General features: G+C 44.6%; 21 protein-coding genes and 1 CRISPR repeat array. Of the genes, 16 read left to right on the forward strand and 5 right to left on the reverse strand.

Translation table 11 applies throughout. The features are described from left to right. The first annotated feature begins 45 nt into the window (after positions 1 to 45). The 6 genes from cas1f (at position 46) to cas6f (ending at position 8,356) form a co-directional block, all read left to right on the forward strand. On the forward strand, positions 46 to 1,059 hold the full coding sequence (cas1f, locus tag G3R49_RS11595) for a type I-F CRISPR-associated endonuclease Cas1f (RefSeq protein WP_167869772.1): 1,014 nt from the start codon (positions 46 to 48) through the stop codon (positions 1,057 to 1,059). Continuing rightward, on the forward strand, positions 1,056 to 4,457 hold the full coding sequence (gene cas3f, locus G3R49_RS11600; RefSeq protein WP_167869773.1) for a type I-F CRISPR-associated helicase Cas3f: 3,402 nt from the start codon (positions 1,056 to 1,058) through the stop codon (positions 4,455 to 4,457). Before cas1f ends, cas3f begins: the two co-directional genes overlap by 4 nt. Before the next feature lie 15 nt (positions 4,458 to 4,472). Further along, complete coding sequence (csy1, locus tag G3R49_RS11605; RefSeq protein WP_167869774.1) at positions 4,473 to 5,732, forward strand: type I-F CRISPR-associated protein Csy1; 1,260 nt, start codon at positions 4,473 to 4,475, stop codon at positions 5,730 to 5,732. After that, entirely contained in the window at positions 5,729 to 6,622 is an 894-nt protein-coding gene (csy2, locus tag G3R49_RS11610) for a type I-F CRISPR-associated protein Csy2 (protein ID WP_167869775.1), read from the forward strand. Before csy1 ends, csy2 begins: the two co-directional genes overlap by 4 nt. Positions 6,623 to 6,683: 61 nt before the next feature. Next, positions 6,684 to 7,709, forward strand: coding sequence for a type I-F CRISPR-associated protein Csy3 (csy3, locus tag G3R49_RS11615; protein WP_167869776.1), 1,026 nt, complete (start codon positions 6,684 to 6,686; stop codon positions 7,707 to 7,709). 8 nt (positions 7,710 to 7,717) lie between these two features. Next, positions 7,718 to 8,356 carry a type I-F CRISPR-associated endoribonuclease Cas6/Csy4 gene (cas6f, locus tag G3R49_RS11620; protein ID WP_167869777.1) on the forward strand — a complete coding sequence of 213 codons (639 nt, stop codon included), beginning with the start codon at positions 7,718 to 7,720 and terminating at the stop codon, positions 8,354 to 8,356. Positions 8,357 to 8,497: 141 nt separating this feature from the next. Beyond that, a CRISPR array of direct repeats spans positions 8,498 to 11,110; the repeat unit is 28 nt; unit sequence GTTAGCCGCCACCCAGGCCGCTTAGAAA. A gap of 57 nt (positions 11,111 to 11,167) precedes the next feature. Here cas6f and G3R49_RS11625 read toward each other — a convergent pair. Then, positions 11,168 to 11,935, reverse strand: a complete 768-nt coding sequence (locus G3R49_RS11625; RefSeq protein WP_167869778.1) for a methyltransferase domain-containing protein — start codon at positions 11,933 to 11,935, stop codon at positions 11,168 to 11,170. 307 nt (positions 11,936 to 12,242) lie between these two features. Here G3R49_RS11625 and G3R49_RS11630 point away from each other — a divergent pair, with 307 nt between their 5' ends. Both G3R49_RS11630 and G3R49_RS11635 read left to right on the forward strand, forming a co-directional pair. Beyond that, on the forward strand, positions 12,243 to 13,079 hold the full coding sequence (locus tag G3R49_RS11630; RefSeq protein ID WP_210147210.1) for a MaoC/PaaZ C-terminal domain-containing protein: 837 nt from the start codon (positions 12,243 to 12,245) through the stop codon (positions 13,077 to 13,079). 330 nt (positions 13,080 to 13,409) lie between these two features. Then, a complete protein-coding gene (locus G3R49_RS11635; RefSeq protein WP_130600711.1) occupies positions 13,410 to 14,789 on the forward strand; it encodes a Na+/H+ antiporter NhaC family protein in 1,380 nt (459 codons plus the stop codon). An 84-nt stretch (positions 14,790 to 14,873) separates the two neighbouring features. On the opposite strand, the gene G3R49_RS11640 is transcribed toward G3R49_RS11635, so the two are convergent. Further along, the gene (locus G3R49_RS11640; protein WP_167869780.1) at positions 14,874 to 16,511 is read right to left on the reverse strand and encodes a mechanosensitive ion channel family protein; all 1,638 of its coding nucleotides are present in this window, start codon (positions 16,509 to 16,511) and stop codon (positions 14,874 to 14,876) included. A gap of 160 nt (positions 16,512 to 16,671) precedes the next feature. Here G3R49_RS11640 and G3R49_RS11645 point away from each other — a divergent pair, with 160 nt between their 5' ends. Further along, positions 16,672 to 17,016 carry a hypothetical protein gene (locus G3R49_RS11645; RefSeq protein WP_167869781.1) on the forward strand — a complete coding sequence of 115 codons (345 nt, stop codon included), beginning with the start codon at positions 16,672 to 16,674 and terminating at the stop codon, positions 17,014 to 17,016. Positions 17,017 to 17,172: 156 nt separating this feature from the next. Here the strand turns inward: G3R49_RS11645 and G3R49_RS20240 are convergent, their stop codons facing one another. Then, the gene (locus G3R49_RS20240) at positions 17,173 to 17,298 is read right to left on the reverse strand and encodes a hypothetical protein (protein WP_278044714.1); all 126 of its coding nucleotides are present in this window, start codon (positions 17,296 to 17,298) and stop codon (positions 17,173 to 17,175) included. 319 nt (positions 17,299 to 17,617) lie between these two features. Here G3R49_RS20240 and G3R49_RS11650 point away from each other — a divergent pair, with 319 nt between their 5' ends. The 6 genes from G3R49_RS11650 (at position 17,618) to rraB (ending at position 22,461) form a co-directional block, all read left to right on the forward strand. Beyond that, positions 17,618 to 17,908: a hypothetical protein gene (locus tag G3R49_RS11650; protein ID WP_167869782.1), complete on the forward strand. Its 291-nt coding sequence runs from the start codon at positions 17,618 to 17,620 to the stop codon at positions 17,906 to 17,908. A 149-nt stretch (positions 17,909 to 18,057) separates the two neighbouring features. Then, positions 18,058 to 19,287: a hypothetical protein gene (locus G3R49_RS11655; protein ID WP_167869783.1), complete on the forward strand. Its 1,230-nt coding sequence runs from the start codon at positions 18,058 to 18,060 to the stop codon at positions 19,285 to 19,287. Next, entirely contained in the window at positions 19,271 to 20,176 is a 906-nt protein-coding gene (locus G3R49_RS11660; protein WP_167869931.1) for a metal ABC transporter solute-binding protein, Zn/Mn family, read from the forward strand. The genes G3R49_RS11655 and G3R49_RS11660 overlap by 17 nt, the downstream gene beginning before the upstream one ends. Then, positions 20,177 to 20,944 (forward strand): metal ABC transporter permease, encoded by a 768-nt coding sequence (locus tag G3R49_RS11665; protein ID WP_167869784.1) that lies wholly within the window; start codon positions 20,177 to 20,179, stop codon positions 20,942 to 20,944. It begins immediately after the preceding gene. A gap of 146 nt (positions 20,945 to 21,090) precedes the next feature. After that, the gene (locus tag G3R49_RS11670; protein ID WP_167869785.1) at positions 21,091 to 21,879 is read left to right on the forward strand and encodes a 1-acylglycerol-3-phosphate O-acyltransferase; all 789 of its coding nucleotides are present in this window, start codon (positions 21,091 to 21,093) and stop codon (positions 21,877 to 21,879) included. Between the two features lie 195 nt (positions 21,880 to 22,074). After that, entirely contained in the window at positions 22,075 to 22,461 is a 387-nt protein-coding gene (rraB, locus tag G3R49_RS11675; protein ID WP_130600727.1) for a ribonuclease E inhibitor RraB, read from the forward strand. A 77-nt stretch (positions 22,462 to 22,538) separates the two neighbouring features. Here rraB and G3R49_RS11680 read toward each other — a convergent pair whose 3' ends face one another. Together G3R49_RS11680 and G3R49_RS11685 are read right to left on the reverse strand one after the other, a co-directional pair. After that, positions 22,539 to 23,510 carry a sensor domain-containing diguanylate cyclase gene (locus tag G3R49_RS11680; protein WP_167869786.1) on the reverse strand — a complete coding sequence of 324 codons (972 nt, stop codon included), beginning with the start codon at positions 23,508 to 23,510 and terminating at the stop codon, positions 22,539 to 22,541. Between the two features lie 15 nt (positions 23,511 to 23,525). Continuing rightward, positions 23,526 to 24,521: a response regulator gene (locus G3R49_RS11685; protein WP_130600731.1), complete on the reverse strand. Its 996-nt coding sequence runs from the start codon at positions 24,519 to 24,521 to the stop codon at positions 23,526 to 23,528. Between the two features lie 415 nt (positions 24,522 to 24,936). On the opposite strand from G3R49_RS11685, the gene G3R49_RS11690 reads away from it, so the two are divergent. Next, on the forward strand, positions 24,937 to 25,743 hold the full coding sequence (locus tag G3R49_RS11690) for a crotonase/enoyl-CoA hydratase family protein (protein ID WP_167869787.1): 807 nt from the start codon (positions 24,937 to 24,939) through the stop codon (positions 25,741 to 25,743). The last annotated feature ends 142 nt before the right edge of the window (positions 25,744 to 25,885 follow it).

Raw genomic sequence — 25,885 nt, forward strand, 5'->3', positions numbered from 1 at the left:
ATCTAAGTCATTAAAGTAGTGGCTTAGTGACATAAGGAGGTTCGTTTGGAAAATTTATCGCCGGCTGATCTAAAAGCAATTTTGCATTCAAAGCGCGCCAAAATTTTCTATCTGGAATACTGCCGCGTGATGCAAAAAGATGGTCGTGTGCTTTATCTGACTGAAGCCAGCAAAGAAAGCCTCTATTTTAATATTCCTATTGCCAATACCACAGTTATTTTACTGGGTAATGGTACGTCGATTACTCAAGCGGCGATGCGTATGCTTGCCCAAGCCGGCGTACTAGTTGGCTTTTGTGGTGGTGGCAGTACGCCGCTTTACATGGGCACAGAGGTTGAGTGGTTTACTCCGCAAAGTGAATATCGCCCCACTGAATATTTGCAAGGCTGGTTAGGCTTTTGGTTTGATGATGACAAACGCCTGCAGTCAGCTAAGCGCTTTCAACAGGCGCGAATAGCCTTTCTTAGTAAGATATGGCAAAAAGATCGCGAATTAAAAGCTGAAGGCTTTAACTTCAAAGAACAAACCATTCAAGACGCGCTAGATAATTTCTATTCTCGCACCGAACTTGCATCAAAACCTCAAGAGCTACTGTTAACTGAGGCGCAGTTAACCAAAGTACTTTATAAACATGCTGCAAATGCCACACAGGCAGATAACTTTAAGCGCCAACATAAGGCCGCGGGCAAGCAAAGCATTGGCAAGGCAAATGACTTTTTAAACCATGGCAACTACCTCGCCTATGGTTTAGCCGCTTGTACCTTGTGGGTTTTGGGCATTCCCCATGGCTTTGCTGTTATGCACGGTAAAACCCGCCGCGGTGCACTGGTGTTTGATGTCGCTGATTTAATTAAAGATGCGCTCGTGTTGCCATGGGCATTTATTTGCGCCAAAGAAAACGCCAGCGAACAAGAGTTTCGCCAACAAGTGCTGCAAGCCTTTACCGACCACAAAGCGCTTGATTTTATGTTTGATACCGTAAAACAAATTGCGTTGCAGGACTTATCGGAAGAGCAAATAACAGAGATAGAAAACGCCCAGCAAGGTGACAGCCTATGATGGTCACCTTCGTCAGTCAGTGCGAGAAAAATGCACTGAAAAAGACCCGCCGAGTGCTGGATGCCTTTGCCAATCGCATTGGTGACAACACCTGGCAAACCCTCATCACCCAAGATGGTTTAGACACAGTACAAAAAATGCTGCGTAAAACCGCCAGTCGAAGTACAGCAGTGAGTTGTCACTGGATCCGTTCACGCAGTCGCAGCCAGTTTTTGTGGGTAGTGGGCAATAAAAACAAGTTTAACTTTGAGGGCTATGTGCCAGTGAATAGTACCGAGCAAGATTTGTTAACTAGCGATGTTGAAAATAACTGGCAATACCTTCCTTTGATCAAAGCGCTAACAGGATTCGCGGCACTGATCCATGATTGGGGTAAGGCTTCAAAGCTGTTTCAAAATAAGCTTAACCCTGAGGTAATGACTAAACATAAAGGCGATCCGCTGAGACACGAGTGGGTATCCTGTATTTTATTTTCCCATTTAGTTTTTATCAATAACGGCGAACAAGAGGATTCAAAATGGTTAAAGGCTCTTATTGAAGCAGGAATTGACGAACAACAACTTACTAAAAGTGCTGCAAATGGTTCATTTTTAGTTGAAAAACTCCCCATTGCCGCCGCATTGATTTATTGGCTGGTGCTATCTCATCACAGGCTACCCTTGCCAAAAAATAAAGATGCTCTGTATGAGCAGCGCAATTTCACTAACCGTTCATTTAATCAATTACTCACTCGGGTGACTAGCGAATGGGGTTATGAAAATCGTTTTGATGATTTTGACAAGCTAAAAACTCAGTGTTTTGAGTTTAGTAATGGTCTACTTTCTAACTCAAATGTCTGGTTAAAACGCTTACAAAATCGAGCGCAAGATTTGATGACTCAGTTGCCGCAATTAGAACAAGCGATAAATGATGGCAGTTGGCAGCTTGTTTTACACCATAGCCGTTTATGTTTAATGCTGGGTGATCATTATTACTCATCGCAAGAAAACGATAGTAATTGGCAGCAGCAAACTAGTTTATTTGCTAATACCGACCGCCAAACCAGAGCATTAAAGCAAAAGCTCGATGAACATTTGTATTATGTAGAGCACTATGCGGTTAATGCGGTAAAAATGCTGCCTTTTATTGAATCTGAGCCACTTTGTGCAACAAATATTGATGCATTGAAACCCAGTGCTGACACTCCTAAGCAATTTAGATGGCAAGATAAAGCGGTCAATAATATTCATATTTGGCGAAGCAATGAACAGACGGATTCAACAGGTTGTTTCATTGTTAATATGGCAAGCACTGGCTGCGGTAAAACCATTGCCAACGCCAAGGTCATGCAGGCGCTATCTGACGATAAACAAAGTTTACGTTATGTGCTGGCGTTAGGGCTAAGAACGCTAACTTTGCAAACTGGGGATGAATATAAAGAGCGGTTAAAGCTGGCGGATAGCGACTTAGCCGTGCTTATAGGTTCAAAATCGACTTATGAATTGCATGTCTCAGGCAAGCGAGTTGATAAAGCTGAACAAGAATCAGCGTTTGATGACGCTGGCTCAGAGTCGGCTGAGCTGTTGCAAGATGAAAATGACCAATTAATTTGGGATGTTACACAAGACGAGCAAGATAGCTGGCAGAACCTATTACCCGAAGAAGAGTTATCAACGGTATTAACTTGCGAGAAAGACCGCAAGTTACTTTATGCGCCAGTGCTGACTTGCACTATTGATCACATTATGGCGGCAACCGAAACCAAGCGCGGTGGCCGTTATATATTGCCAACCTTGCGCTTAATGTCCTCAGATCTTGTTATCGATGAAATTGACGACTTTAGTGGTGATGATTTCATCGCTATTGGTCGTCTGGTGCGCCTTGCAGGAATGTTAGGTCGTAAAGTGATGATATCATCTGCCACCATTCCACCAGATTTGGCACTAGGGTTATTTAATGCCTATCGACAAGGTTGGGCGTTATTTGCCGCGAGCCGTGATTGTAGCGATACAGTCACCAGTATATTTGTAGATGAGTTTGATACTCAAATAGGCTTTGCTGCTAGTACACAAGCAGGTATTGCAGAGTATCAAAACTTGCAGGATAACTTTTTAGCAGCACGGGTCGGTAAGCTGAAAAAGCAAGCTGTAAAGCGCAAAGCACTCATTCATCCATGTGATAAAACTGCCGAGTTTTCCCTAGAGCAGCAATATTTTACTCATATTCAACAAGCAATAATCAATAACCACCAACTTCATCACACTCAAGATCAGCAAACCCAAAAGCGAGTGTCCTTTGGTGTTGTTCGCATGGCAAATATTGCTCCTTGTGTTGCACTTACCAAGTACCTACTCAGCTGTGATTGGCCTAATGATATCGATGTGCGCTGTATGGCATATCACAGTCAGCAGGTGATGCTGCTTCGCCATGAACAGGAAAAGCACTTAGATGGTGTACTAAAGCGCAAAGAGCAACTTGGCCAACAACCACAAGCTTTTGAAAACCCTACTATTAGAGAGCATTTAACAGCTAGTACTAAAGCTAATGTGATTTTCATTCTAGTAGCGACACCTGTTGAAGAAGTTGGGCGAGATCATGACTTTGACTGGGCAGTCATCGAACCGTCGTCTCAACGCTCACTTATTCAGATGGCTGGACGGGTGAGAAGACACAGGGAAGGAGAGGTCGATAAGCCAAATATTGCCCTAATGCAATATAACTTAAAGGGCTTTCTAGGCAGCGATAAGGCGGTTTTTGTTCAGCCCGGTTATGAAACGAATGAGTTCAAATTGCATAGTCATGATCTTACTCAGTTAGTAGATGTTAAAGGCTTACTTAAAGGTGTTAACGCCATAGCGCGGATCACCAAACCTGAAAAAGTTCGCTGTCAACATAGCCTTGCCGATCTGGAACACTTTATTACTGCCCGTACTTTCGGAATTGAAGAAATTGGCAAAGATGCCAGTGCAGCAAAGCCTGCAGTTAAAAAGGATCGTTTCGCTCGCCGTAAACCTGCCGTAAAACCAATTAGATGGTATGAGCATTTGCACGGTCATATCAGCCAGTTGTGGCAATTTACCGCGTTGCCGCAAACTTTTAAGCGCTTTAGAAATAGTGCGCCGAGTGTTCAAGTCACCCTAGTTGAGAGCAGAGGACGTCTAAGGTTTTGCCTGCGGGATGATGGTGGTGAGTTTAATTCAATAGAGAAAACACTCGGCATTGAACACTACGAATTAACTCGCGACCAGCAATCAAGGCTATGGCTTAAACGCGATTACAGCGCACTGCTAACTCAGTACGCCACAGAAAATACCAGCGAATACATAACTGCACTCAAGTTTGGGGAGCTGAGCTTTACCTACTATGAGGGCAGCGAGAGTTACCGTTATAACGACCAATTAGGTTTGGTTAAAGTTTAATAAAGGAGGATTAAGATGCTAGATCCTGCAATAAAAAATTTCTTTGATGAGCGCAAGGCTGCTTGGCTCAAGAAGAATATTAAAGCGTCTATGGACGATCAACAGCAAAAAGCTTTATCAATCGAGTGTGACGAGTTGTTTGCGCTAAATCTTTGGCTGCCCAATGCAGCTAAAAGAGCTGGGCAGATCTCTATTGCCACTCACCCTTGCACTTTTAGTCACCCAAGTGCGCGTAAAAATAAAAATGGTTATGTCACATCTGTGATAGCGCAAGCCCCGCAAGCGAATGATGGCTTTTTACGCTCGGGAAATTTAGCCGTTGAAGCTGATGCACTTGGCAATGCCGCTGCGTTAGATGTTTACAAATTTCTGATGCTGAAAATGGACGATGGCAACAGTTTGCTGTCGCATATTGAACAGCAAACAGAGTTAGCCAATGACTTGTTAATGCAAGGTGATACCGATGCTAAAGAGCTTAGGGCAGGCTTCTTAGCTATGGTCGCATCAAGTAGTGATATAGTTTCTAGCTCTAAAATCAAGCAAGTATATTTTCCTGTTGCCGAGGGAGAATACCATTTGCTTTCCGTGTTAACTCACTCAGGTCATTTATTTGAACAACGTAAGCGCTTAGATAAACTGCGCTTTTCTGATGAAGTGAAAGCGGCAAGACAAGCGCGTAAAAACAACGAACTTCATGACAACGGCTATAGCGAAATCTATGGTTTAACCACTATTGGTTATGGTGGCACCAAGCCGCAAAATATTAGTGTACTGAATAACCAAAATGCGGGTAAAGCCCATTTACTGGCTTCTGTTCCACCCAATTTAAAGCCACGTTCAGTTCGCCTACCAAAAACAAACTTCTTCAAAGACACCTTTACCCCGTGGTTGCAAAAAGAGGCTTTTGCAGGCTTACACCGAATTTTCTGTATTGAGCGAAAAACATTCGATATACGCCAAGGGTTAGACACGCGTTATCAAGCTTATGTTGATGCGGTCATCCTGAAAATGTGGCAAGTGCGCAACTTCTTAGTCGATTATCAAGGTCAGCCATCCGAGCATTTAAAAGCCGAACATAAAACCTGGCTGTATCCCGAGTTTGAAGAGCAGCGTCAGATGCAAGATGAGTGGCTAGAGGTTGTTGTACGAGATATTGCTCGCTCATTGAGTCAAGGCTATCAAAAAGTCATCGGTGACAAGGCTTTTGTGCTCGCCGATGAAGAATTATTTCAGATAGAAAAAACGGTAATTAACAATAAGGAGGCGCTGCGATGAATGTACTAGTTTTACCACGATTAAAAGTGCATAACGCCAATGCGCTTTCTAGTCCTTTTACCATTGGCTTCCCCGCAATGACCGCATGGCTTGGCTTTGTTCATGCGTTAGAGCGCAAATTAAACCAAAAAGGTTATCAAGGCTTGATTCTCGATAGCGTTGGCGTGATCAGCCACGATTTTAATTTGCAAACCCATAAAGGTGAGGGCGACTTTGTTCATTCAATTATTGGCACCGCAAACCCGTTAGATAAGGACGGTTCACGCTCAGCCTTTATTGAAGAAGGGCGTTGCCATTTAGAAGCGTCGTTAGTGATTAACTATGAGGATGATGGCAAACAAGTTACCCAAGAAAATCGCTTAGCGTTTATCGAAGTTGCCACCAAGTTGCTGTCAACTATGAAATTGGCTGGCGGCGATATTCTTAGTTTTAAAACGCCTTTTATAAAGTGGGTAAATGAGCCGCACGAACAACAGACTTTATTGAATAGCTTAATGCCAGGTTATGCATTAATCGAACGCCGAGATCTGATGATTGAAGCGATGAGTGACGGCAAAGATGCACTAGATGCCATGCTCAGTTACTTAACCGTTAATCATAGCTGCCAGCAAGACGAAAATGGTGATGTTAGCTGGCATACCGAGCGAAAAGCATCGGGCTGGATTGTGCCGATAGCGACAGGCTTTCAAGGCATATCTGAATTAGGCAGCGCAAAAAATCAACGAGACCCTGATACTCCACATCGTTTTGCAGAAAGCGTTGTAACGCTTGGCGAGTTTGTTATGGCGCATAAGATTGCATCTTTAGATGCATTGCTTTGGCATTACTTTCCTGACTCAGAAAACAAACTTTATCTTTGTCAGCAAGCTAGTTCATTGACTGATGAATAAGTTTTTGAAAACAAATAAATACGAAATTAGATAACGATAAAATTTTAAAAGGAATAATCACATGGCTAAAAATCAAGACACAGCATCAGTACTAGCATTTGAGAAGAAATTGGTACCATCAGACGGCTATATGTTTGGTACTAACTGGGATAACCGTGACGAGCAAACTGCATTAATCCTCAATGAAAAATCCTTGCGTGGCACCATTTCTAACCGCCTTAAAGCGGCTATTCAAAAAGACCCCGCTAAGCTTAACGCAGAGGTTGAAAAAGCTAACTTACAAACCGTTGATGCATGTGCGCTAGAGCCACATCAGGATACGTTAAAGTTAAAATTTACCTTAAAAGTATTAGGTGGCTTAGCTCAGCCGTCTGCTTGTAATAACGTACTGTTCAAACAAAGTTATAGCGCGGCGGTAAAAGCTTATGGTGAAAAATATGGCTTTAAAGAACTGGCAAAGCGTTATGCCACTAACTTAGCTAATGCCCGTTTCTTGTGGCGTAACCGTGTTGGCGCAGAAGAGATTGAAGTACAGGTGAAGGCGCACAATAAAGATAATGAGCAAAGTTGGACATTCGATGCAACGCAATTCTCTACTAAGCACTTTGATCACAACGATCAGCAGCTCGATAGCCTAGCAGAGCGAATCGCTCAGGCGTTAGCGAGTGATTCAGATTTCTTAATGCTAGAAATTAACTGCTTTGCCAAAGTAGGCTTGGCGCAAGAGGTTTATCCAAGTGAAGAGTTAGTACTTGATAAAGGCAAAGGAAACAAAAGTAAGATTTTATATGCCGTAAACGATAATGCCGCTATGCACTCGCAAAAAGTCGGTAACGCGCTGCGCTCGATTGATACTTGGTATCCAGAATATGCTGACGAACAAGCTAGTGCAGGAGCGATTGCGATTGAACCTTACGGTGCAGTTACCAACTTAGGTAAAGCGTTCCGTACGCCTAAAGATAAGCAAGATTTTTATTCATTCTTTGATAAATGGGCACGAGGTACTGAATTAGAGCGTGCTGAAGATGAGCATTATGTTGCCGCTGTTCTTATCAGAGGTGGTGTATTTGGTGAAAGTGATAAGTAGGCGGAGCTATGAATTACTATCAAGAAATCACCTTACTGCCCGATGCTGAAATATCTTTAGGCTTTATTTGGCAAAAGGTTTTTCAACAGGTGCATATCGCGCTTGTAGACAACAAAAATGCTGATAATACCTCAAGTGTAGCGGTTGGTTTTCCTCAATATCGCAAAGCGAAATTTCCGCTGGGCAGTAAGCTTCGACTATTTGCTGAAAGTGAACAAGATCTTGAAAAGCTAAACATAACCAAGTGGTTATCTCGCCTAGAAGATTATGCGCATATAAAAGCAATCAAAGCGGTTCCTGATGAAACACAGTATGTCAGTTTTGTTCGTAAATCGGTGAAAAGTGCCGCGCGTATTGAGAAAGACATGCAAGATAAAGTGAGACTTAGGGCTAAGCATACGGGGGAATCAATCGAGCAATGTATTGCAGTGCTTGAAAAAACAAAGCCCGATGTTAAACGAGAACTGCCATTTATATTTTTGCATAGTCAGGAAACTAAACAGCGTTCACCAAATGCGAAAAGTAAATTCCCACTTTTTATTGAGTTGAAGTCGACTAAACAGCAGCAATCAGGTGTTTTTGACTGTTACGGGCTAAGTGCAAAAAATGTGAATGGCGGACAAAACGCAACGGTTCCACATTTTTAACCCTTTTTGACCTTATTTTTTGCTCTTTAATAATTTGCAAATAAAAACAATAGGTTATATTGGTGTGCTTTTTATATGGTGAAAACTTGGTTTTTTGCCTAAAACCGCCGATATAGCCTATTTTCGTGTTAGAATTTTATTGTTAGCCGCCACCCAGGCCGCTTAGAAAATTTGGCATTCACTATGCCGCTTTTCCACCTTGTTAGCCGCCACCCAGGCCGCTTAGAAAAATCCCGCGTTTTACTGACTATCGTGGTCGATGTTAGCCGCCACCCAGGCCGCTTAGAAACATACAAAAAATGGAGCTGCTCAGCTGGGTGTAGTTAGCCGCCACCCAGGCCGCTTAGAAAAGACTCGTCACTGCGGAACGTTATGCGCAAGCGTTAGCCGCCACCCAGGCCGCTTAGAAACGTAACGAGAGCAAAGCGGCCAGCATCATTATGTTAGCCGCCACCCAGGCCGCTTAGAAACAACGAACCCATGTCATCCATCGACACGTTGTGTTAGCCGCCACCCAGGCCGCTTAGAAAAAATCGGCAGGGTTGGAAATGACTTCGCACAAGTTAGCCGCCACCCAGGCCGCTTAGAAAAGATGAAAATGAAGCCAACACCGCTTTTTGGTGTTAGCCGCCACCCAGGCCGCTTAGAAACAAAACATGGTCTGCCCATACGGGCGTCTAAGGTTAGCCGCCACCCAGGCCGCTTAGAAAAGCATGGCTTTGGCCTTGGTGTTCAATGTTGGGTTAGCCGCCACCCAGGCCGCTTAGAAAGACCATATCTCGGCTATGTACTACGACCCAATGTTAGCCGCCACCCAGGCCGCTTAGAAAAGCACCGCTTTTTGGTCGGCGGTGTAGCACATGTTAGCCGCCACCCAGGCCGCTTAGAAATATAAACTGGCAACAAAAAAGCCTGTAACCAAGTTAGCCGCCACCCAGGCCGCTTAGAAACGATGGCTGCGGCGAAGTGAACAACGTTTTCAGTTAGCCGCCACCCAGGCCGCTTAGAAATTGACCTTGAAAATTCGTGCTTTGGTGACGAAGTTAGCCGCCACCCAGGCCGCTTAGAAAAACAACCGCCAAGTGTCGCCCATTCTGAATAGGTTAGCCGCCACCCAGGCCGCTTAGAAATATAGTTACGATTCAACTGGCGATGGTGAAATGTTAGCCGCCACCCAGGCCGCTTAGAAAATGACAGCTGAGTATCAAGAAGATGTTGACGGGTTAGCCGCCACCCAGGCCGCTTAGAAAACTAACTGAGTTTTTCTCGTACTCAATATGAGGTTAGCCGCCACCCAGGCCGCTTAGAAAATTATCCTGTCTTTACCTATAGACTTTCTGACGTTAGCCGCCACCCAGGCCGCTTAGAAAATGCGCCTTAGCAGTCTACGACTATCTTTTTAGTTAGCCGCCACCCAGGCCGCTTAGAAATTGCTAGTTGGGCGACCGTGGCGGGTTTTAGAGTTAGCCGCCACCCAGGCCGCTTAGAAATTGTCTTTCAAGTCATTAAGCTGGTGCAATACGTTAGCCGCCACCCAGGCCGCTTAGAAATTTACGGTGGTGTGCTTCATCATTGCTTGCTAGTTAGCCGCCACCCAGGCCGCTTAGAAATAGTATGTTGTCGCAGGCTTCTAGGTAGTGCTGTTAGCCGCCACCCAGGCCGCTTAGAAACCAGTAAAGGATATTTAGATACGATAACTAATGTTAGCCGCCACCCAGGCCGCTTAGAAACAGTGAGTCTAAAACATCCATCTGAGATCGAAGTTAGCCGCCACCCAGGCCGCTTAAAAAAGCATCAAGCGCTTGCAGTTGCGCTAAGGTAAGTTAGCCGCCACCCAGGCCGCTTAGAAAATACCACGGAGTACCAATTCAATTCTAAGTTTGTTAGCCGCCACCCAGGCCGCTTAGAAAAAGCAGGTTACGGCGCCGAAGGTGCTGATATTGTTAGCCGCCACCCAGGCCGCTTAGAAAGCTGTATAATAACGTGACCTTGTAGCCTGCTTGTTAGCCGCCACCCAGGCTGCTTAGAAACACCATGATTAGACATGAAAAGTACCTCCAACAGTTAGCCGCCACCCAGGCCGCTTAGAAAGTCAACAAGCAATTCTAAAAGCGTCACTGTATGTTAGCCGCCACCCAGGCCGCTTAGAAATTGCAAAACGCTATTATTAACGCTTTTTTCGCGTTAGCCGCCACCCAGGCCGCTTAGAAATCTGTTCGATTTTGCCTCGATAGAGAGCTAGTGTTAGCCGCCACCCAGGCCGCTTAGAAAGAGCAATGGCTTTGTGGCGCATTTAATTCGTTGTTAGCCGCCACCCAGGCCGCTTAGAAATTTTGGAATGTTGTCGATTTCATTAATACCGGGTTAGCCGCCATCTAGGCGGCTTAGAAATGTAGCTTTTCGCCCTGCTAGACATCTTTTAGGTTAGCTGCCACCCAGGCTGCTTAGAAATAATCTGCCACATACGCGGCTTGCAACATAAAGTCAGCCGCCACCTAGATGGCTTAGAAAAACAGGGATTTATGTGCAAGTACAACAAACTTGTTAGCCGCCCCTCAGGCTGCTTAGAAAGTCTGGCGTTTCTACTTCTTTGCTTTTGCTTTTTTTTTAGCTGCCACCCAGGCCGCTTAGAAATCTTTATGTTTAAGCATCGATAGATGCGAATAGTTAGCCGCCACCCAGGTGGCTTATAAAGCGCTTTTTGAAGCTGTAGTTTTTCGTCCTGCGTCAGCCGCCACTCAGGCGGCTTAGCAACCAAGTGTGCGCGTAAAGTAATTATTTTACGCGTACACTTGAGCCAGTTTAACTAACTCAGCGCGCAATAAAGTGTACGTATCGGCCTAGTGACAGGTAAGGCTCGCGTTGCGAGTATTTCAGCTCCATTTCAATTAGCTGATTTTTGTCAAAGTTCACCGGCAGGCTTTGTTTGAGGTAGTCGTTAATCACTCGCACCCCTGATTGACATACTAGCTCCATTTGCCAGTCGTTAAACCATTGGCGTACGTCGTTTATGTATAGCGGGTAGTTGGGTGTCAGGCCGATCTTCTTTTTCACCTTTAGCCCTTTGGCGACATAGTCGAGGTTACCTGAAACTAGACTGTGAAATCTTAGTGCTTCTTTGTTGTAGAACATCAGCGAGAACAAACCATTGGGTTTGATGAACTGCCTTAAACCATCAAGTGTCGCCTGGGCATCTTGCAGCCACTCGGCTACTGCGTGGCACATGACTAAGTCAAATTGCCCAAGCTCAGCGACTGATAAATCTTGAATCGCGCTATGCACTAACGTGATATCAAGTTGGCTATCGGATGCGGCGATTTGCGCTTTTGCTTGTTCAAGCATGTTTTCAGAAATGTCACACAGCACAATTTCATGACCTAACTTGGCGAGCTTTTGACTGAGATAACCAAAGCCGCCGCCAGCATCAAGAATACGTAGTTTAGGCTTGCTGAGTGATTCAATTGCAGGGATCAGGTCGCGCCACAGCACAGCAGCGCGGATCTCGCCTTTAGTTGTGCCATAGATATTCTTGGTGAATTTTTGGGTGAACTTGTCAAAGTTTTGGTCTTGCGCGCTCATTACTGTCGATATGCTGCTTATAAATTAGGGCGCTATTGTCGCATTTAGCCGATTAAAGCCCAAGTGTGGGATGGATTTATCTGAGCTGATGTTGATGTCATCTTATGTTGATAAAACACTCGATTTTCAATGCGCTAGTAAAAACAACGTTTTAGCTGGGTTTAGTTAGCGAGTTATATTGAGTTTAAGCTGAGTTAGACCGATTTTATCCTCTCGGGTATAATGGCGCGCTAATTTACTTTTTGCCCTCGTGGAATTGGATAGGTGTAATACATTGAGTCACGACTTTTCTATCGCATTAAAATCGATGCCATCTTTGTTTACTTTGTATCGCAAGATCTTTTTTAGTCGTAAGCCTGGCTGGGATCAACAGCCATTGCCAACCTTGGTGGTCAAAGCGCCAGAAGTGGCGTTGTCGGCTGAGAAAGTCAAGCTTTACGCTAAGGTGTGTGAGTTTGATTTTGATGGGCAAATTATTCCGCCAACTTATCTTTATGTATTGGCGTTTCGTCTGCATGCGACCATTTTCACCCATAAGGCGATTACCTTTCCGCTGATCGGAATGATCCATCTTAAAAACAGTATTACTGTGCATCGTCCGGTGAAGCTTGATGAAAAACTTACCGTGCAGTGTGAGTTAACTGAGTCGCGCACCACAGATTCAGGGTTAGAGTTCGATTTAGTGTCTAAGGTATATGCGGGTGATGAGCTAGTGTGGCAGGCGCTTTCGACTTACTTATACCGTATTGAAGGTAAAAAGCGTACTCGCCCGCCGAGAGCCTCAGCTATGGCGTGGGAAAATGTGCAGCAATGGCAATTGTCTGAAGATTTAGGTCGCCAATACGCAAAAGCGTCGGGCGATTACAACTTAATCCATTTACACCCAGTATTGTCAAAGCGCTTTGGTTTTGAAAAAGTGCTGGCTCATGGCATGTGGTCTAAGGCTCGCTCAATGGCGCATTTGATGCAGTTTGTTGGTGACAAGCCATTCACCTTAGACGTTGAGTTTAAGCTACCGGTATTTATGCCATCTGAGGTGACGTTTGCTTTTGAAAGCATTGAAGGCGGTAAGTGTTTTGAGATGCGCGATGCTAAAGGCCGTCGTCCACACCTTAAAGGTGAGCTTAAATATTTGAACGATTAGTAATTACGACTGATTAGTTAATAGTTTTAAAGCCCGAAGTTAACTTCGGGCTTTTTTATGGCCGATTTTTGAAGTCGCTGCAAGTTTATTCACAATTGCTGAATAAGCAAACTAATCACATGCGTTAAATTTTTTGCTCAAGTTGGACAAAATTTTATTGACTCGCGTGCGATTCAACATTAATTTTCAGCTTTAATTTAACCCCTAATTTTTAGTCGGTTTTAACTTCGCTTTACCGACATTTATATACTCAATATGGACTGCTGCTCTTTGCTGCCAATTAACACTTGAAAGGTAAGCTGTCCGTTAAAACAATAAGGATAAATATCAATGGCAGAGCCATCTTCCATTAGCCTTATTCCACCTGTGGTGGTGTTGTTACTGGCAGTGACATTAAGGCGACCTATTTTGTCACTGATCATTGGTGCAGTTGTTGGCTTACTTTTGTTATCGCCAGGTGAGGTGTTAACCAATTTTTCTGACATTTCGCTTAGTGTGATGGCCGATGAAACCATAGGTTGGTTGATTTTGGTTTGTGGTACGTTCGGAGCACTCATTGCGTTATTAGTGCGCACCGGCGGCGCATTTTCATTTGGTAAGCATGCACTTAGAGTTGCCAAAGGGCCTAAGTCATCACTGCTAATGACCTATGTATTAGGTGTAGCGATTTTTATCGATGATTACCTAAATGCGCTTACCGTGGGTGAAACCATGAAGCGGGTGACAGACAAGTTTAAAATCTCCCGTGAAATGCTCGCCTATGTAGTTGACTCAACGGCTGCGCCAATTTGTGTGCTGGTGCCACTTTCTACTTGGGCTGTGTTTTTTGGTGGCTTGCTGGTGGACAACGGAATCGCTGAGCAGGGGCAGGGGATAAGCGCTTATATGCAGGCTATTCCTTACATGCTTTATGCTTGGGTTGCAGTGTTTATGGTGCCTTTGGTTGTCTTAGGTATCATCCCTGTATTTGGGCCGATGAAAAAGGCGCAGCAGCGAGCGCAAGCTGGCAATAATATTCCGGTTGAGCAAGATAGTGACGTTAGCACGGCAGATGACTATGCAGTTAAGGCCATTGAAGATGAGTTTGCTGGCGCTGAACGTCAGGGCAAATTGCATAACTTTTTAGTGCCGATTTTAATGCTGATTGGCTTTACCGTGTATTTTGATATCGATGTATGGCTCGGTTTGATTGCCACCATGGGCTTAACCATTCCATATTATGCGGTGCAGCGTTTGATGCCATTGTCTGAAATGATGGACCAAATGATCGACGGCTTTAAAAGTATGTTGCCGGCAATTGGTACTGTGGTGGCAGCGTTTATCTTTAAAGATGTGTGCGACAAGTTGCTATTGCCGCAATTCGTGATTGATAGCTTAAGCCCATATATGACAGCACAACTGTTACCTGCTGTGGTGTTTGTAGCGATGGCGATTTTGGCGTTTGCCACAGGCTCTAGTTGGGGAATTTTTGCGGTATCAATCCCGATTGTGATGCCTTTATCACATGCGGTAGGCGCAGACACACCACTGGTTATTGGCGCGTTATTGTCAGCATCATCTTTTGGTAGTCAGGCTTGTTTCTACTCAGACTCTACGGTACTGGCGGCGCAAGGTGCAGGTTGTAACTTGGTGAGCCACGCGGTAACGCAATTGCCTTATACCCTAATTGCAGCGGCGATTACCTTTGTCGGATTTATCGCACTAGCTTAAACACTGTTAGAACATATTAAAAAGCCAGCAAGCTTAATCACTTGCTGGCTTTTTGTTTTCGCAGTTTTTACTGGGTGCTGGTGATTATTCTTCTGCAGTTTGATACACATGCACATCGCGCTGTGGAAACGGAATGCTAATGCCTTCTTCATCAAAGCGCAGTTTCACTGAGCGAGTGATGTCCCAATATACTTCCCAGTAATCCGCAGGCTTTACCCATGGGCGCACAACAAAGTCCACCGAAGATGAGTTTAAGGTGTGCAGTTTCACCATAGGCTCAGGTTCAGCGCAGACTAACTCATGCTTGCTGACGATGTCCTTTAGTACTTCTTCAGCGTGTTCTATGTTGTCGCTGTAGCTAATGCCAAATACCATATCAACGCGGCGCAGACGCTCAACAGTAATATTGTTGATGGTGTCGCCCCAAATCTTATTATTCGGGATGATCAATCTTTGGTTATCTAAGGTCTTAATGGTGGTTGAAACCAGGCTCATGTGGCTAACCTTACCAGTTACACCTGCAGCGTTAATCAAATCGCCGACATCATAAGGGCGGTAGATTAAGATCATCATGCCGGAGGCAAAATTAGATAACGTATCTTGCAGCGCAAAACCAATAATTACACCCGCGATACCAAAACCGGCTAGCAATGGGCCTAACTCGAAACCGAGTTGGGATAAGGCGACTAATAAACCCAATGCATACACGGTTTTGCTAGATAGCGAGATAAAGAAGTCTTGTAGCAGCTGGCTAAAGTTAAGCTTAGATGCGCGAACCGTTTTACTCACAATGCGATTAACCAGTTTTGCTAGCATGCCGCTCAACACTAATATCAACACAAAGATGAATACTTTAAATGTCAGCTCGGGGCCGTGTTCAATCGCTTGAGTGGCAATGACATCACCCCATTGTTTAACCAGACTAGAAACTAGACTGATATTTAACACGTCTTTGGTGATGTCGCCTGACACATTAAACAGGGTTTGCCTGATTTGTGTGGTGTCCTGGCCTAGGTTATCCAGTAATTCAGCGCTTACGCTAAGGCTGCTAGAGCTTTGTGCAAGGCGGTTTTTAAAGGCGACAACCAAGGCTTTTTGCTCTGCACTAGCATCAGCACCGGCGTTTGCGACATCATCTACTGCTTCTTTTAATTGGGTCTGGGTGTAATTTGCTAGGCTTTCTTGGCGATCTGCGCGCAGGCTTAATAGCTCGGTTAATTGCTGTTTGCGCTGGCTAACATCTATGGCTAATTTTTCTGCCCAAATTATGGTTTGGTGTTGAGCCTGTAAAAAGTGATCGCGCATATACTGGCGGTCGATAAGCTCATCAATGATTTTCTGGTCATCTTTGCCGCCCAGGCTTTGTTGTAGGTGACTGATTTTATTATCCAGATAGTCAGAGGTGAGATCTAAAAACTCAAACTGTCTCATCACCAAGGGTTTAACATAGGCAACATCAAGCGGCTCAGCGTTGATGAGGGTTTTGATTTCTTCTCGTAGTAAATAAGTTTTGTTTTTAATGCGGTACTCGGTGAAATCAATCATTTCACCTTTGGCTTTACCTAGCGCTTTGAGGTCGTTTGCTATTGCACGCTCAAGGTGAGCAATACGCTGCTTGTCAGTAACTTGTGTTTGCTCAGCGGCGCTGTCGTTAGCACTGACTTGCGCGCAGATGCTAAAGCAAACCATGAGTAACAATGACGTTATTATTGGTCTTAGCATGATGATGTCCCTATAAATAATATGCTCGCCTATCATAGGGCGAATATTGCGCAGGAGCTAGCGAATTTAGGTGCAACATAAAGCACAGTTAACTGTATATGCATCCCGGGTTTTGCTACACTCTCGCGCGAATTTTCTATCGGCGAAACTGGAGCCAGACATGCAGTTAAAATGCAGCCATTGTCATAAATCGTTTTTACCTACCGAAATAAAAGACCATCGTGGTAAAGGCTTAAAAATGCATATCGCTTGTCCACATTGTCAGGCATGGCTCGCGCGTCATATGGGGTACACGCTGGCGAAATTATTGGCGTTTTATGGTGGTATCATTGCGTTGATCTGCAGCTTTGTGATGGACGATACTTCTCAAGTCACCACCCCTCTGATGATTATTGCTGCCATCATAATGATTGGCTGTCATATTATGGATCATTTGGTATTGGTTGAAGCTCCAACTGAAGATGCCAAAGACGATGATGGATCGAGAAAGGCTGCAAACGACTAACGCAAAGCTCGGTTTTTTATCAAAGCTTGGTTTTAGAAGTTATGCTGCAAGAATCAACAAAAACGGCGTTATCACAAGGTGATAACGCCGTTTTTATGAAGGAGACCAAACGCTAGCGGTGATGAGTTCTAACGTTCAGTCGGAAAATGGTGTGGTTTAATCTAGTACCTGAACCTGGCTTTCAAGCGCAGCTTCAACATAATAAATGCCGCCTAAAACTAAAATACCTAAGCCTACGATGGTAATAATCACGCCTAGGTTGTCTTTAATAAATTTGCTCATAGACTTGCTCCCCTTAACAATGGTGCGTTGTTGAACAGCTTGCCAGTTCAACAAATGTGGCAGTCTACTCAATCAAAATATCGCGATGTTTCTCTGTTGTGGTCAACCTCAACTCTTACGTAAAGTATAGAATTCACTCCTTAAAGATAGATTAAAAATATCTAATTCAAGCGCGGATTGCCTTGTGTAACAATAAATCGTCTAAATAATGACAAATTGTTATGTTGCAACGTATTTTGTCACACTCTTTTGGTTGCAATAGTTTAGCCATCTTTTAAAATGTGTGACTAAAATCACCTCAAATTGTTACTAATCGGTAATGAAACTTAGCGCGCTTATCCGACAAACCATTGCATTGTGGCTAACCGCCATGGTGATGTGCATGTCATTTGCGGTTGCTGCCCATGATGAAAGCCATCATGACGATGAGTTAACTCCCCATTGCGAAGTGTGCTGCAGCGCAATTCAGCTATCTCAAGTTTTGCATCATGCTACGCCAAGTATTGTTATTGTCCCTCAAAGTTTCGAGCCTCTCGAGCAACAAGTTTATTTAACCCTTCTAAGTTCAACGACCGCGTATTTTGGTCGTGCCCCTCCTTTCAATGGCTAGTTTTAGTCATTGATTTATCCCATTGCTTTGCCGCTTTGACTGTGGCGGGCAGCTAATAATAAAAGGCTCAGGAATTAAGAGCCTAACCATAATTATTAATTTGTCCTCATTGATGAAGACAAAACTACTTGTTGTATTTGGAGATACAGATGTCATTAACTACTCGCGTTTCACTTGTTGCACTGTCATGTGCGTTTGCTACAGCTGCACAAGCTAACACTGGTACTTTATCTAACCCTAACATCAGCGCTGTTTTAGATGGCTACTACCAAACTGGCGAGCGCCCAATGGCCGAGCGTGCTGAAGGCTTTGGTTTAGGTGAAACTGAATTGGCTATCAGCGCTAATATTGATGATAGCTTTTACGGTAAAGTGACGGCGATTCTTGAGCACCACGACGGTGAAACAGAATTGCTACTTGAAGAAGCCTTTATTCAAACGCTTGCATTGCCAGGTGGCTTGTCAGTTCGTGGTGGTCGTTTCCTGTCAGACATTGGTTACTTGAACAACCAACACAAGCACACAGATAGCTTCACAGACCGCCCTGTTGTATACCGCTCATTCCTAGGTAACCACTACTTTGATGATGGTATCCGCCTAAATTATGTTGCGCCAACAGATCTATACTGGACTATGGGCGTAGAGGCATTTGCAGGCGACAAGATGCGCGCTGCAGATGAACATGGCGAGCGCGACTTTAAAACCGTTGGCGTGTACACGGCTTACACTAAGTTTGGCGGTGACATTGGCCAAGAAAGCTCATGGCAGCTAGGTTTAAGCTACTTACGTAACGAAAACGGCGTTAGCTACCTAGAAGAACATGAAGAACATGAAGAGCATGAAGAGCATGGACATGATGACCACGGTCACAGCCACAGTGCTGCTTACACAGGTAAGAACATGTTTGTTGCCGACTTCACCTTTAAGTGGGCGCCAGATGGCAACTACAAGTACCAAAACCTAACCTTAAGTGGTGAGTACTTCCGTGTAACTGATATTTTCGCTGAAGGCATGCATGAAGAGCATGAAGAAGAACACGAGCACGAAGAGCATGAAGAAGAGCATCATGAGCATGAGGTTGACTTTGACGCATATAACACTGGCTGGTACTTAAGTGGTGTATATAAGTTCTCACCAAGCTGGTCTGCTGGTGTACGTTACGGCCAAGTTGATCTACATGAAGCTCACGAAGATCACCTAGACAAGCTCAAGCTTAAAGAAACTGAAGTGATGGTTGCTTATCACCCAAGCCACTTCTCAGTGATCCGTTTGCAGTACACTAAGCAAGACGGTGTTAACCACTTTGGCATTGAAGATGACAACATCTTCACATTGCAATACAACATGACGCTAGGAGCACATGGTGCGCATCAATTCTAAGCTAAAAGCAATCACAGCCGCTGCTGCAATTGCCTTCTCTTCTCAGGCACAAGCAGAGCTTAACGTTTTTGCTTGCGAGCCTGAGTATGCTTCGCTGACTAAAGAGCTAGCGCCAGATGCTGATATTTATACGGCAACCACAGCGATGCAAGATCCGCATCAGGTGCAGGCTCGTCCGAGCCTTATCGCCAAAATGCGTCAAGCCGATCTTGTCGTGTGTGCTGGTGCAGACCTAGAAGTAGGTTGGCTGCCAATGCTGTTGATGAAGGCATCTAACGCTAAGGTTCGCTCAACTGAACAAGGTTTGTTTTATGCTGCTGAGCATACGATGACCCTTGATCAGCTTGATGAGGTCGACCGTTCTATGGGGGATGTGCATGCGCTGGGTAACCCGCATATGCATTTTGACCCTTATCGTATGGTTGATGTGGCCAATGCGCTTGCGGCGAAATTGGCACAGGTTGATGCTGACAACGCTGCTAAGTATCAGGCTGCGTTAGCTGACTTTAAAGCGCGTTGGAAGCAGGCTATTCCTAAATGGGAAGCTAAAGCCGCGCCGTTAAAAGGTAAAAAGTTAATTGCTTATCACACCAATTATCGTTACTTGTTTAACTGGTTAGGCATAGATCAGGTTGCTGATTTGGAGCCAAAACCGGGTTTAGCGCCTACCAGCTCGCATCTTGCGAGTTTGCTTAAGCGTGCTGAGCAAGGCGATATTATGGCGGTGGTTATTGCTTCTTACCAAAGTGACCGTGGTGCTAAATGGCTAGGCGAGCGCGCTAACCTTAAGGTTGAGCGTTTACCTATGACAATTGGCGGTAATGAGCAAAGCAAAGACCTGTTCAGTTTATACGATAGCGTTATATCTCAACTTCTTGAGGTGCAGTAAGTGCTAGATTTCGAGCTCTTAAGTATTTTATTGCCGGCCTTTGCGGCTGGCTTATTGGTACTATCAACCCATGTGGTGCTTGGGCAGCAAGTATTAAAGCGTGGCATCATCTTTATTGATTTAGCCATTGCCCAAATTGCTGCTGTCGGTGCCATTGTGGCGCATATAAATCATGATCTTGAGCAAGTTGCTTATGCAAATGTGTGGATGCCCGCACTGTTTGCATTTGCTGGTGCTGGCATTATTTCATGGTTATCAGGGCGCTTTGAGGAAGAGCTCGAAGCCTTTATTGGTTGCTTTTATGTATTGAGCGCGGTGGCAGCCATGTTACTGCTTGCTAACGACCCACATGGTGGCGAGTTACTCAAGCAGTTGATGGACGGACAAATTTTGTGGGCGAGCTGGCCACAATTAGTGTTCCCAGGGCTCGTGTACGCCGCTATTTTAGCTTTGCTGATAGCGCGTCCTGGCTTACTTGAAGGCAAGCTGTTTTACTTTTTATTCGCTATCGTCATTACCTTATCGGTAGAACTCGTTGGTGTGTACTTGGTATTCAGCACATTAATTTTGCCAGCATTGGCACTAAACCAATATAAAGGCAACGGGCGCTTAGGTTGGGCATACTTGGTCGGTATTATTGGCTATAGCCTAGGTTTGTTGGTTTCTGCACAATATGATTTACCAAGTGGTGCCTCTATTGTTGCATGTTTGGCCATCAGTGCAATCATTTGCCGATTACTGGTAAGTTACTCAAGTAAAAAGAGTTAATTTACTGGTTTAAATTTTTGTAAATCTAAATAGCCTATTGCCAGGGATCAGCGATAGGCTTTTTTCAGCGTACAGGTGTAAACTTGTTGTTGAGTCGCTAAGCTCACGTGGTTATACTGTCGCCAATTCTACTGCAGGAGTATGTTGTGCTGCTAATTATCCGATCCCTGATCCTTGGGCTGTTGTTAGTCCTCGCGTTTATCTTTTCTATGGTCCTTTGCATCATTCGTCCTATGCATCGCGATAATGTGCATATTATTGCTCGTGTGTTTTCAGCCGCAGCGCCAGTACTTGGCGTTAAAGTGGTGAAGCGTTTTGCTACAACCACTGAGCATTCAGATACCGAGGCGACGCAAACGGTTGAGTCTGTGGTTGAGCAAAAGCAGCCAAAGATTTTCCTTGCGAATCATCAAAACAACTTCGATTTATTTACACTAACCAGATTGGTGCCAAAATCTACCGTGAGTCTAGGCAAGAAAAGCTTGGCTTGGATGCCGTTATTTGGACAAATTTACTGGTTGTCTGGCAACATTCTTATTGATCGAAAAAACCGCCACAGTGCGTTTGAAACCATGGCAAACACAGTTAAGAAGATGAAAGATAAGTTGCTGTCGGTGTGGATTTTCCCTGAAGGTACCCGTTCACGCGGCCGTGGTTTACTGCCATTCAAAGTGGGTGCATTCCATACTGCTATTGCTGCACAGGCGCCGATTATTCCGGTGATTGCCTCGTGCCAGAATCATATCAACCTAAACCGCTGGAACAATGGCGTAGTGATTGTTGAAATGATGCAGCCTATTTTAACCAAAGGCTTAGATAAAGCGGATGTGAAAGAGCTGTGCCAAAAAGTGCACGATAAAATGTCTGAGCGTTTGGCTACCTTGAATCAGGAAGCCAAAGCCATGATGCAGCCTAAGCAAGGCGCTACCAGCTAGGTTCTCTTAGTTAGAGCTGGTGCTTTAAGCTAGCTGTATATTGCTACACGATTTTGATTAAGCCGCTGAAACTTCAGCGGCTTAATTATTTGGGCTTAGGGCGCAGCACGTTGTCCAAAATATCATTAACTCGCCACGGCGACATAAGGTATAATCTGCCCACTTTAAGCCAGTTTATTTATTACGGAGTGTTTCATGTCTATCGAACGTCAACTACAAGAGCAGCTAGCGGAAAACCGCGAAATTGTCAGCGCGCTACTTGATGATGGCTCAGCGCCAGATGCTGAATACACTATCGAGCACCACTTTTCGTCAACTAACTTTGACCGTTTAGAAAAGGCGGCAGTTGATGCCTTTAAACTGGGTTATGAAGTGAATGACGCTGAAGAAATGGAACTAGAAGACGGCTCAATCATCTACTGTTTTGATGCTATTGCTCACCATGAACTAAAAGTTGAGCTACTTGATGAAGCGGCGAAACAACTACTTGAACTTGCAGCTAAGCAAAAAGTCGATTACGACGGCTGGGGCACTTACTTCATGGGTGATGAAGAGTTCGAAGAAGACGAGCAGCTACACTAGTCACTCACAGTGATTCAGATATAAAAACGCCCCAAACTGCTTGGGGCGTTTTTGTTGTGTTGTATGTGAGTGCTCGCCTATTCGTCGCTACCTTCCACATAAATACGTGAGCAGTTACGACCACCTTGTTTGGCTTGATAAAGTGCTTTATCAGCGCCTGATAGCCAGTTAGAAGTGTTTACCACTCCATCATTTAGCTCGTTAATACCTAGGCTTACCGTTACGCTAATTTTGCGATTGTCGTGAATGATCTCAGATGCTTCAATTTTCTGACGTAAACGCTCAGTAAAGTTAAGCGCGTCTTCTGCAGATGTTTTGGCTAACACAATTGCAAACTCTTCACCGCCATAGCGGCCTGCACAATCGGTCTCACGCAGTGACTGCTTGAGAATATGGGCGATGTTTTGAATCACTTTGTCACCGGCAGGGTGGCCGTACTTATCATTCACTTGCTTGAAGTGGTCGATATCGAGCATCACTAAGGTAGCTGAGTCCTGATAGCGAGCAAAGCGCTCAAACTCGCGCTCCATACAGTGTTGCCAGTGGCGGCGATTATGTAGCTGAGTTAAGCCGTCTGTTTGGCTTAGCTGCTCAAGTTGCTCGTTGGCAGTTTTAAGTTGTAGCTTGTTAATCGCAATATCAGTCACGTCATAAATAATAATACTGATATGGGTAATCTTACCTGTGAGTGACGCCAGAGGCAGCAGAGTGATGTTTTGGTACATAGCATCTGCGCGGCCTGTGATAGGGCGGTAGTTTTTAAACTTAAACACATACGGGCGCTGTTCCCAGCTGATAAAGGTGCGGTTTTTAAGTAAAAATACCGACTCCATTTTTTGCTTTAGCCAGCTTTCAGGCAGATCGGGGAATTGCTCGAACAGGTTTTTGCCTTTAATCGAGTTTGGCGACACGCCGCTGTGGTTTTCCATAAAACCATTCCACAGCTGAATATTGTAATTAGCATCGAGTACCACTAAGCCGACTTCAATGGTTTGCACCATATCGATTAGCCAATGCAGCTCATTCATTGCACTTTGGTCATTTGACATCGCTATAGTCCGGCCTTAATCAAGTAGGTACCCAAGCTTGTAATTTAGCGTTGGGATTGAGTCTTCAGTAAATAGCAATAACAGGTCGCATTGGATGTTGTAATCTTCAATGCGATAGTTGATTTCCATCGCTAAGGTACGTTGCCATTTGTCTGAGTTGTCGTGGATTAAATCATTCACTGTGCAGTGACGGCCCAATACCACTGGGTGGCTTTGGCTGAACTTCATGTCTAATTGTTCAGAAATACCATTTAAGAACGCGCCGATCAGCACATTACCTGTGTCGATCATCACTTCCATTTCAGTGGTTGGATTCTCAGGATTAGACAGCCCCATCAGTTTCGCCATGTCTTCAAAGCTTGAGTCATGGAACAATAATAATGCTTCACCTGCGACGCCTGCGCCGATAAAACCCTGACACAAAGCCGAGACGGTATCGTTTTCTTCTGTTGCCTTTAGCGCCATGGTGAGCTCGCTCACCTCGAGCACATTAACATTAGGGATCGGTAACAGTACGAATACATCGAGCAGTTTTGCCAATAAATCAGCCGCGCGCCCCATAGCCACGTTAGCAATTTCCTGACAGGCATCGCGCATGTCAACTTTAACTAATGGTTTTTCATCTTCGGGGGCTTTTTGCGCAAGCGTGAGGATGCCGTATTCTTGCAGAATATGGCTAATGGCATCTGCACTAACGGGTTTTTGAATAAAGTCTAATGCCCCAAGCGCTTTAACCCGCTCATGGGCTTTAATTTGGATATCGCCGGAAACCACGATAATCAGGGCTGGAAGATCTTCTTGCTGCACAGTTTGCAGCACTTCGTAGCCGTCCATGACTGGCATGTTGAGATCGAGAAATACAATCTCACCTTTACCGGCGCGGATCACTTCTAAACCTTCAGCACCATTTGTCGCAAATGACACCTCAACATCCCATTCTTTGGGTAAGGTACGTGCCATTTGTTTACGTGCTAAGGCCGAGTCATCACATATCAATACTGGGATGGTCATGTTGACTGGTTATCCTTGTCGCTCTAAAAACGTTTGAAATCGAGAATGATGACTAGCTAAAACACTCAGTTATTGAGTTTTTATCAATCCGATATTGCTAGGAGCAGAGCGGTTTAATTAATTTATTCTGACGACACTGGCTTGTACTACTTGCTCAAAAGTACTGCTAGTTATTTTGTACTGCTGAAGGCTACAAATTAAAAATACATTTTGGATCAATTGTAGCCGCTTTTACCCACAACCTTGTGTGCAGCCGTTTTATTATTCCTGTGTCAGGCACTTGAACCCTGCATTCTAAGCCCTTTTGCGAGCTATTAGTATGACAGATAACAATATTTCGACATGTTATAACTAATTGCTACATACACCAAATGTGTTAGTCTAAAAACTGGACTGACCAGTAAAGGAATATTTCATGGAGAGAAACATTGTCAAGGTAACGATTGAAGATAGCATTGCGTTTGTCGAGCTTAATCGCCCGGATAAGTACAACGCGCTTAACTTTGAGATGTTTAAAGCAATTGATAAAACCATTAAAAAACTGGCCAAACAGCGCGGCGTGGCAGCAGTGATCCTTTCTGGTAGTAATGCGAACTTCTGCTCGGGTATCGATATAAAAGCGGTATCAAAATCGCCGATGCAAATGGTTAAGCTGTTGTTTAAGTGGCTGCCGGGAAATGCCAATCTTGCTCAACGAGTATCGATAGGTTGGCAGCGCTTGCCAATTCCAGTCATCGCAGTAATTGAAGGCGTTTGTTATGGCGGCGGTACGCAAATTGCGCTAGGCGCTGACTTTCGCATCGCTGCACCAGATGCTAAGTTGTCGATTATGGAGGCGCGTTGGGGCTTAGTGCCTGACATGGCAGGTCTCGCCGGGCTAAGACAAATTATGAACAAAGATAAAGCCATGCGTTTGAGTCTGCTGGCTGAAGTGATTGAAGCTAATGAGGCTAAAGAACACGGCTTAGTCACTGAAGTCGTTGCAGACCCACACGCCCATGCGCTTAATCTTGCTAAGCAAATTGCTAATATGTCGCCCGACGCCAATGCCGCTATCAAACTCAGCATTAATTACAGTTGGAGCGGCAGCGTACGCCGTTTGTTAAGCCGTGAGTCATTGAGTCAGGTGAAGATTTTATTGGGCAAAAACTGGCGTATTGCAGGGGTTAGACAAACCAAGAACCCTGAAAAGCAATACAAGCCGAGGCAGTCTGGCTGGTAAATTTGCTTTTAGATAACAGTGAATTGTAAAGCGATGGCGATTAGCCATCGCTTTTTAGTTTTTGTTTTAGGCTATCTACAGCAGAAGGTAATAGGTTCATTATTGTCAATTGGCTCAGCTAAGCCGTGATCTTAGTAACATT

The sequence above is a fragment of the Shewanella sp. WXL01 genome, from assembly GCF_012263345.1.
In the GTDB taxonomy this organism is placed as follows: domain Bacteria; phylum Pseudomonadota; class Gammaproteobacteria; order Enterobacterales; family Shewanellaceae; genus Shewanella; species Shewanella maritima.

Bases quoted from the DNA above. Each gene is read 5' to 3' on its own strand.
- csy3 (WP_167869776.1), top strand. From the start codon at position 6,684: ATGGCTAAAAATCAAGACACAGCATCAGTACTAGCATTTGAGAAGAAA.
- G3R49_RS11690 (WP_167869787.1), top strand. From the start codon at position 24,937: ATGGAGAGAAACATTGTCAAGGTAACGATTGAAGATAGCATTGCGTTT.
- G3R49_RS11625 (WP_167869778.1), bottom strand. From the start codon at position 11,935: ATGAGCGCGCAAGACCAAAACTTTGACAAGTTCACCCAAAAATTCACC.
- cas6f (WP_167869777.1), top strand. From the start codon at position 7,718: ATGAATTACTATCAAGAAATCACCTTACTGCCCGATGCTGAAATATCT.
- cas3f (WP_167869773.1), top strand. From the start codon at position 1,056: ATGATGGTCACCTTCGTCAGTCAGTGCGAGAAAAATGCACTGAAAAAG.
- G3R49_RS11655 (WP_167869783.1), top strand. From the start codon at position 18,058: ATGTCATTAACTACTCGCGTTTCACTTGTTGCACTGTCATGTGCGTTT.
- csy1 (WP_167869774.1), top strand. From the start codon at position 4,473: ATGCTAGATCCTGCAATAAAAAATTTCTTTGATGAGCGCAAGGCTGCT.
- G3R49_RS11645 (WP_167869781.1), top strand. From the start codon at position 16,672: ATGCAGTTAAAATGCAGCCATTGTCATAAATCGTTTTTACCTACCGAA.
- G3R49_RS11680 (WP_167869786.1), bottom strand. From the start codon at position 23,510: ATGTCAAATGACCAAAGTGCAATGAATGAGCTGCATTGGCTAATCGAT.
- G3R49_RS11650 (WP_167869782.1), top strand. From the start codon at position 17,618: ATGAAACTTAGCGCGCTTATCCGACAAACCATTGCATTGTGGCTAACC.
- rraB (WP_130600727.1), top strand. From the start codon at position 22,075: ATGTCTATCGAACGTCAACTACAAGAGCAGCTAGCGGAAAACCGCGAA.
- G3R49_RS11640 (WP_167869780.1), bottom strand. From the start codon at position 16,511: ATGCTAAGACCAATAATAACGTCATTGTTACTCATGGTTTGCTTTAGC.
- G3R49_RS20240 (WP_278044714.1), bottom strand. From the start codon at position 17,298: ATGAGCAAATTTATTAAAGACAACCTAGGCGTGATTATTACCATCGTA.
- G3R49_RS11630 (WP_210147210.1), top strand. From the start codon at position 12,243: ATGCCATCTTTGTTTACTTTGTATCGCAAGATCTTTTTTAGTCGTAAG.
- csy2 (WP_167869775.1), top strand. From the start codon at position 5,729: ATGAATGTACTAGTTTTACCACGATTAAAAGTGCATAACGCCAATGCG.
- G3R49_RS11685 (WP_130600731.1), bottom strand. From the start codon at position 24,521: ATGACCATCCCAGTATTGATATGTGATGACTCGGCCTTAGCACGTAAA.
- G3R49_RS11635 (WP_130600711.1), top strand. From the start codon at position 13,410: ATGGCAGAGCCATCTTCCATTAGCCTTATTCCACCTGTGGTGGTGTTG.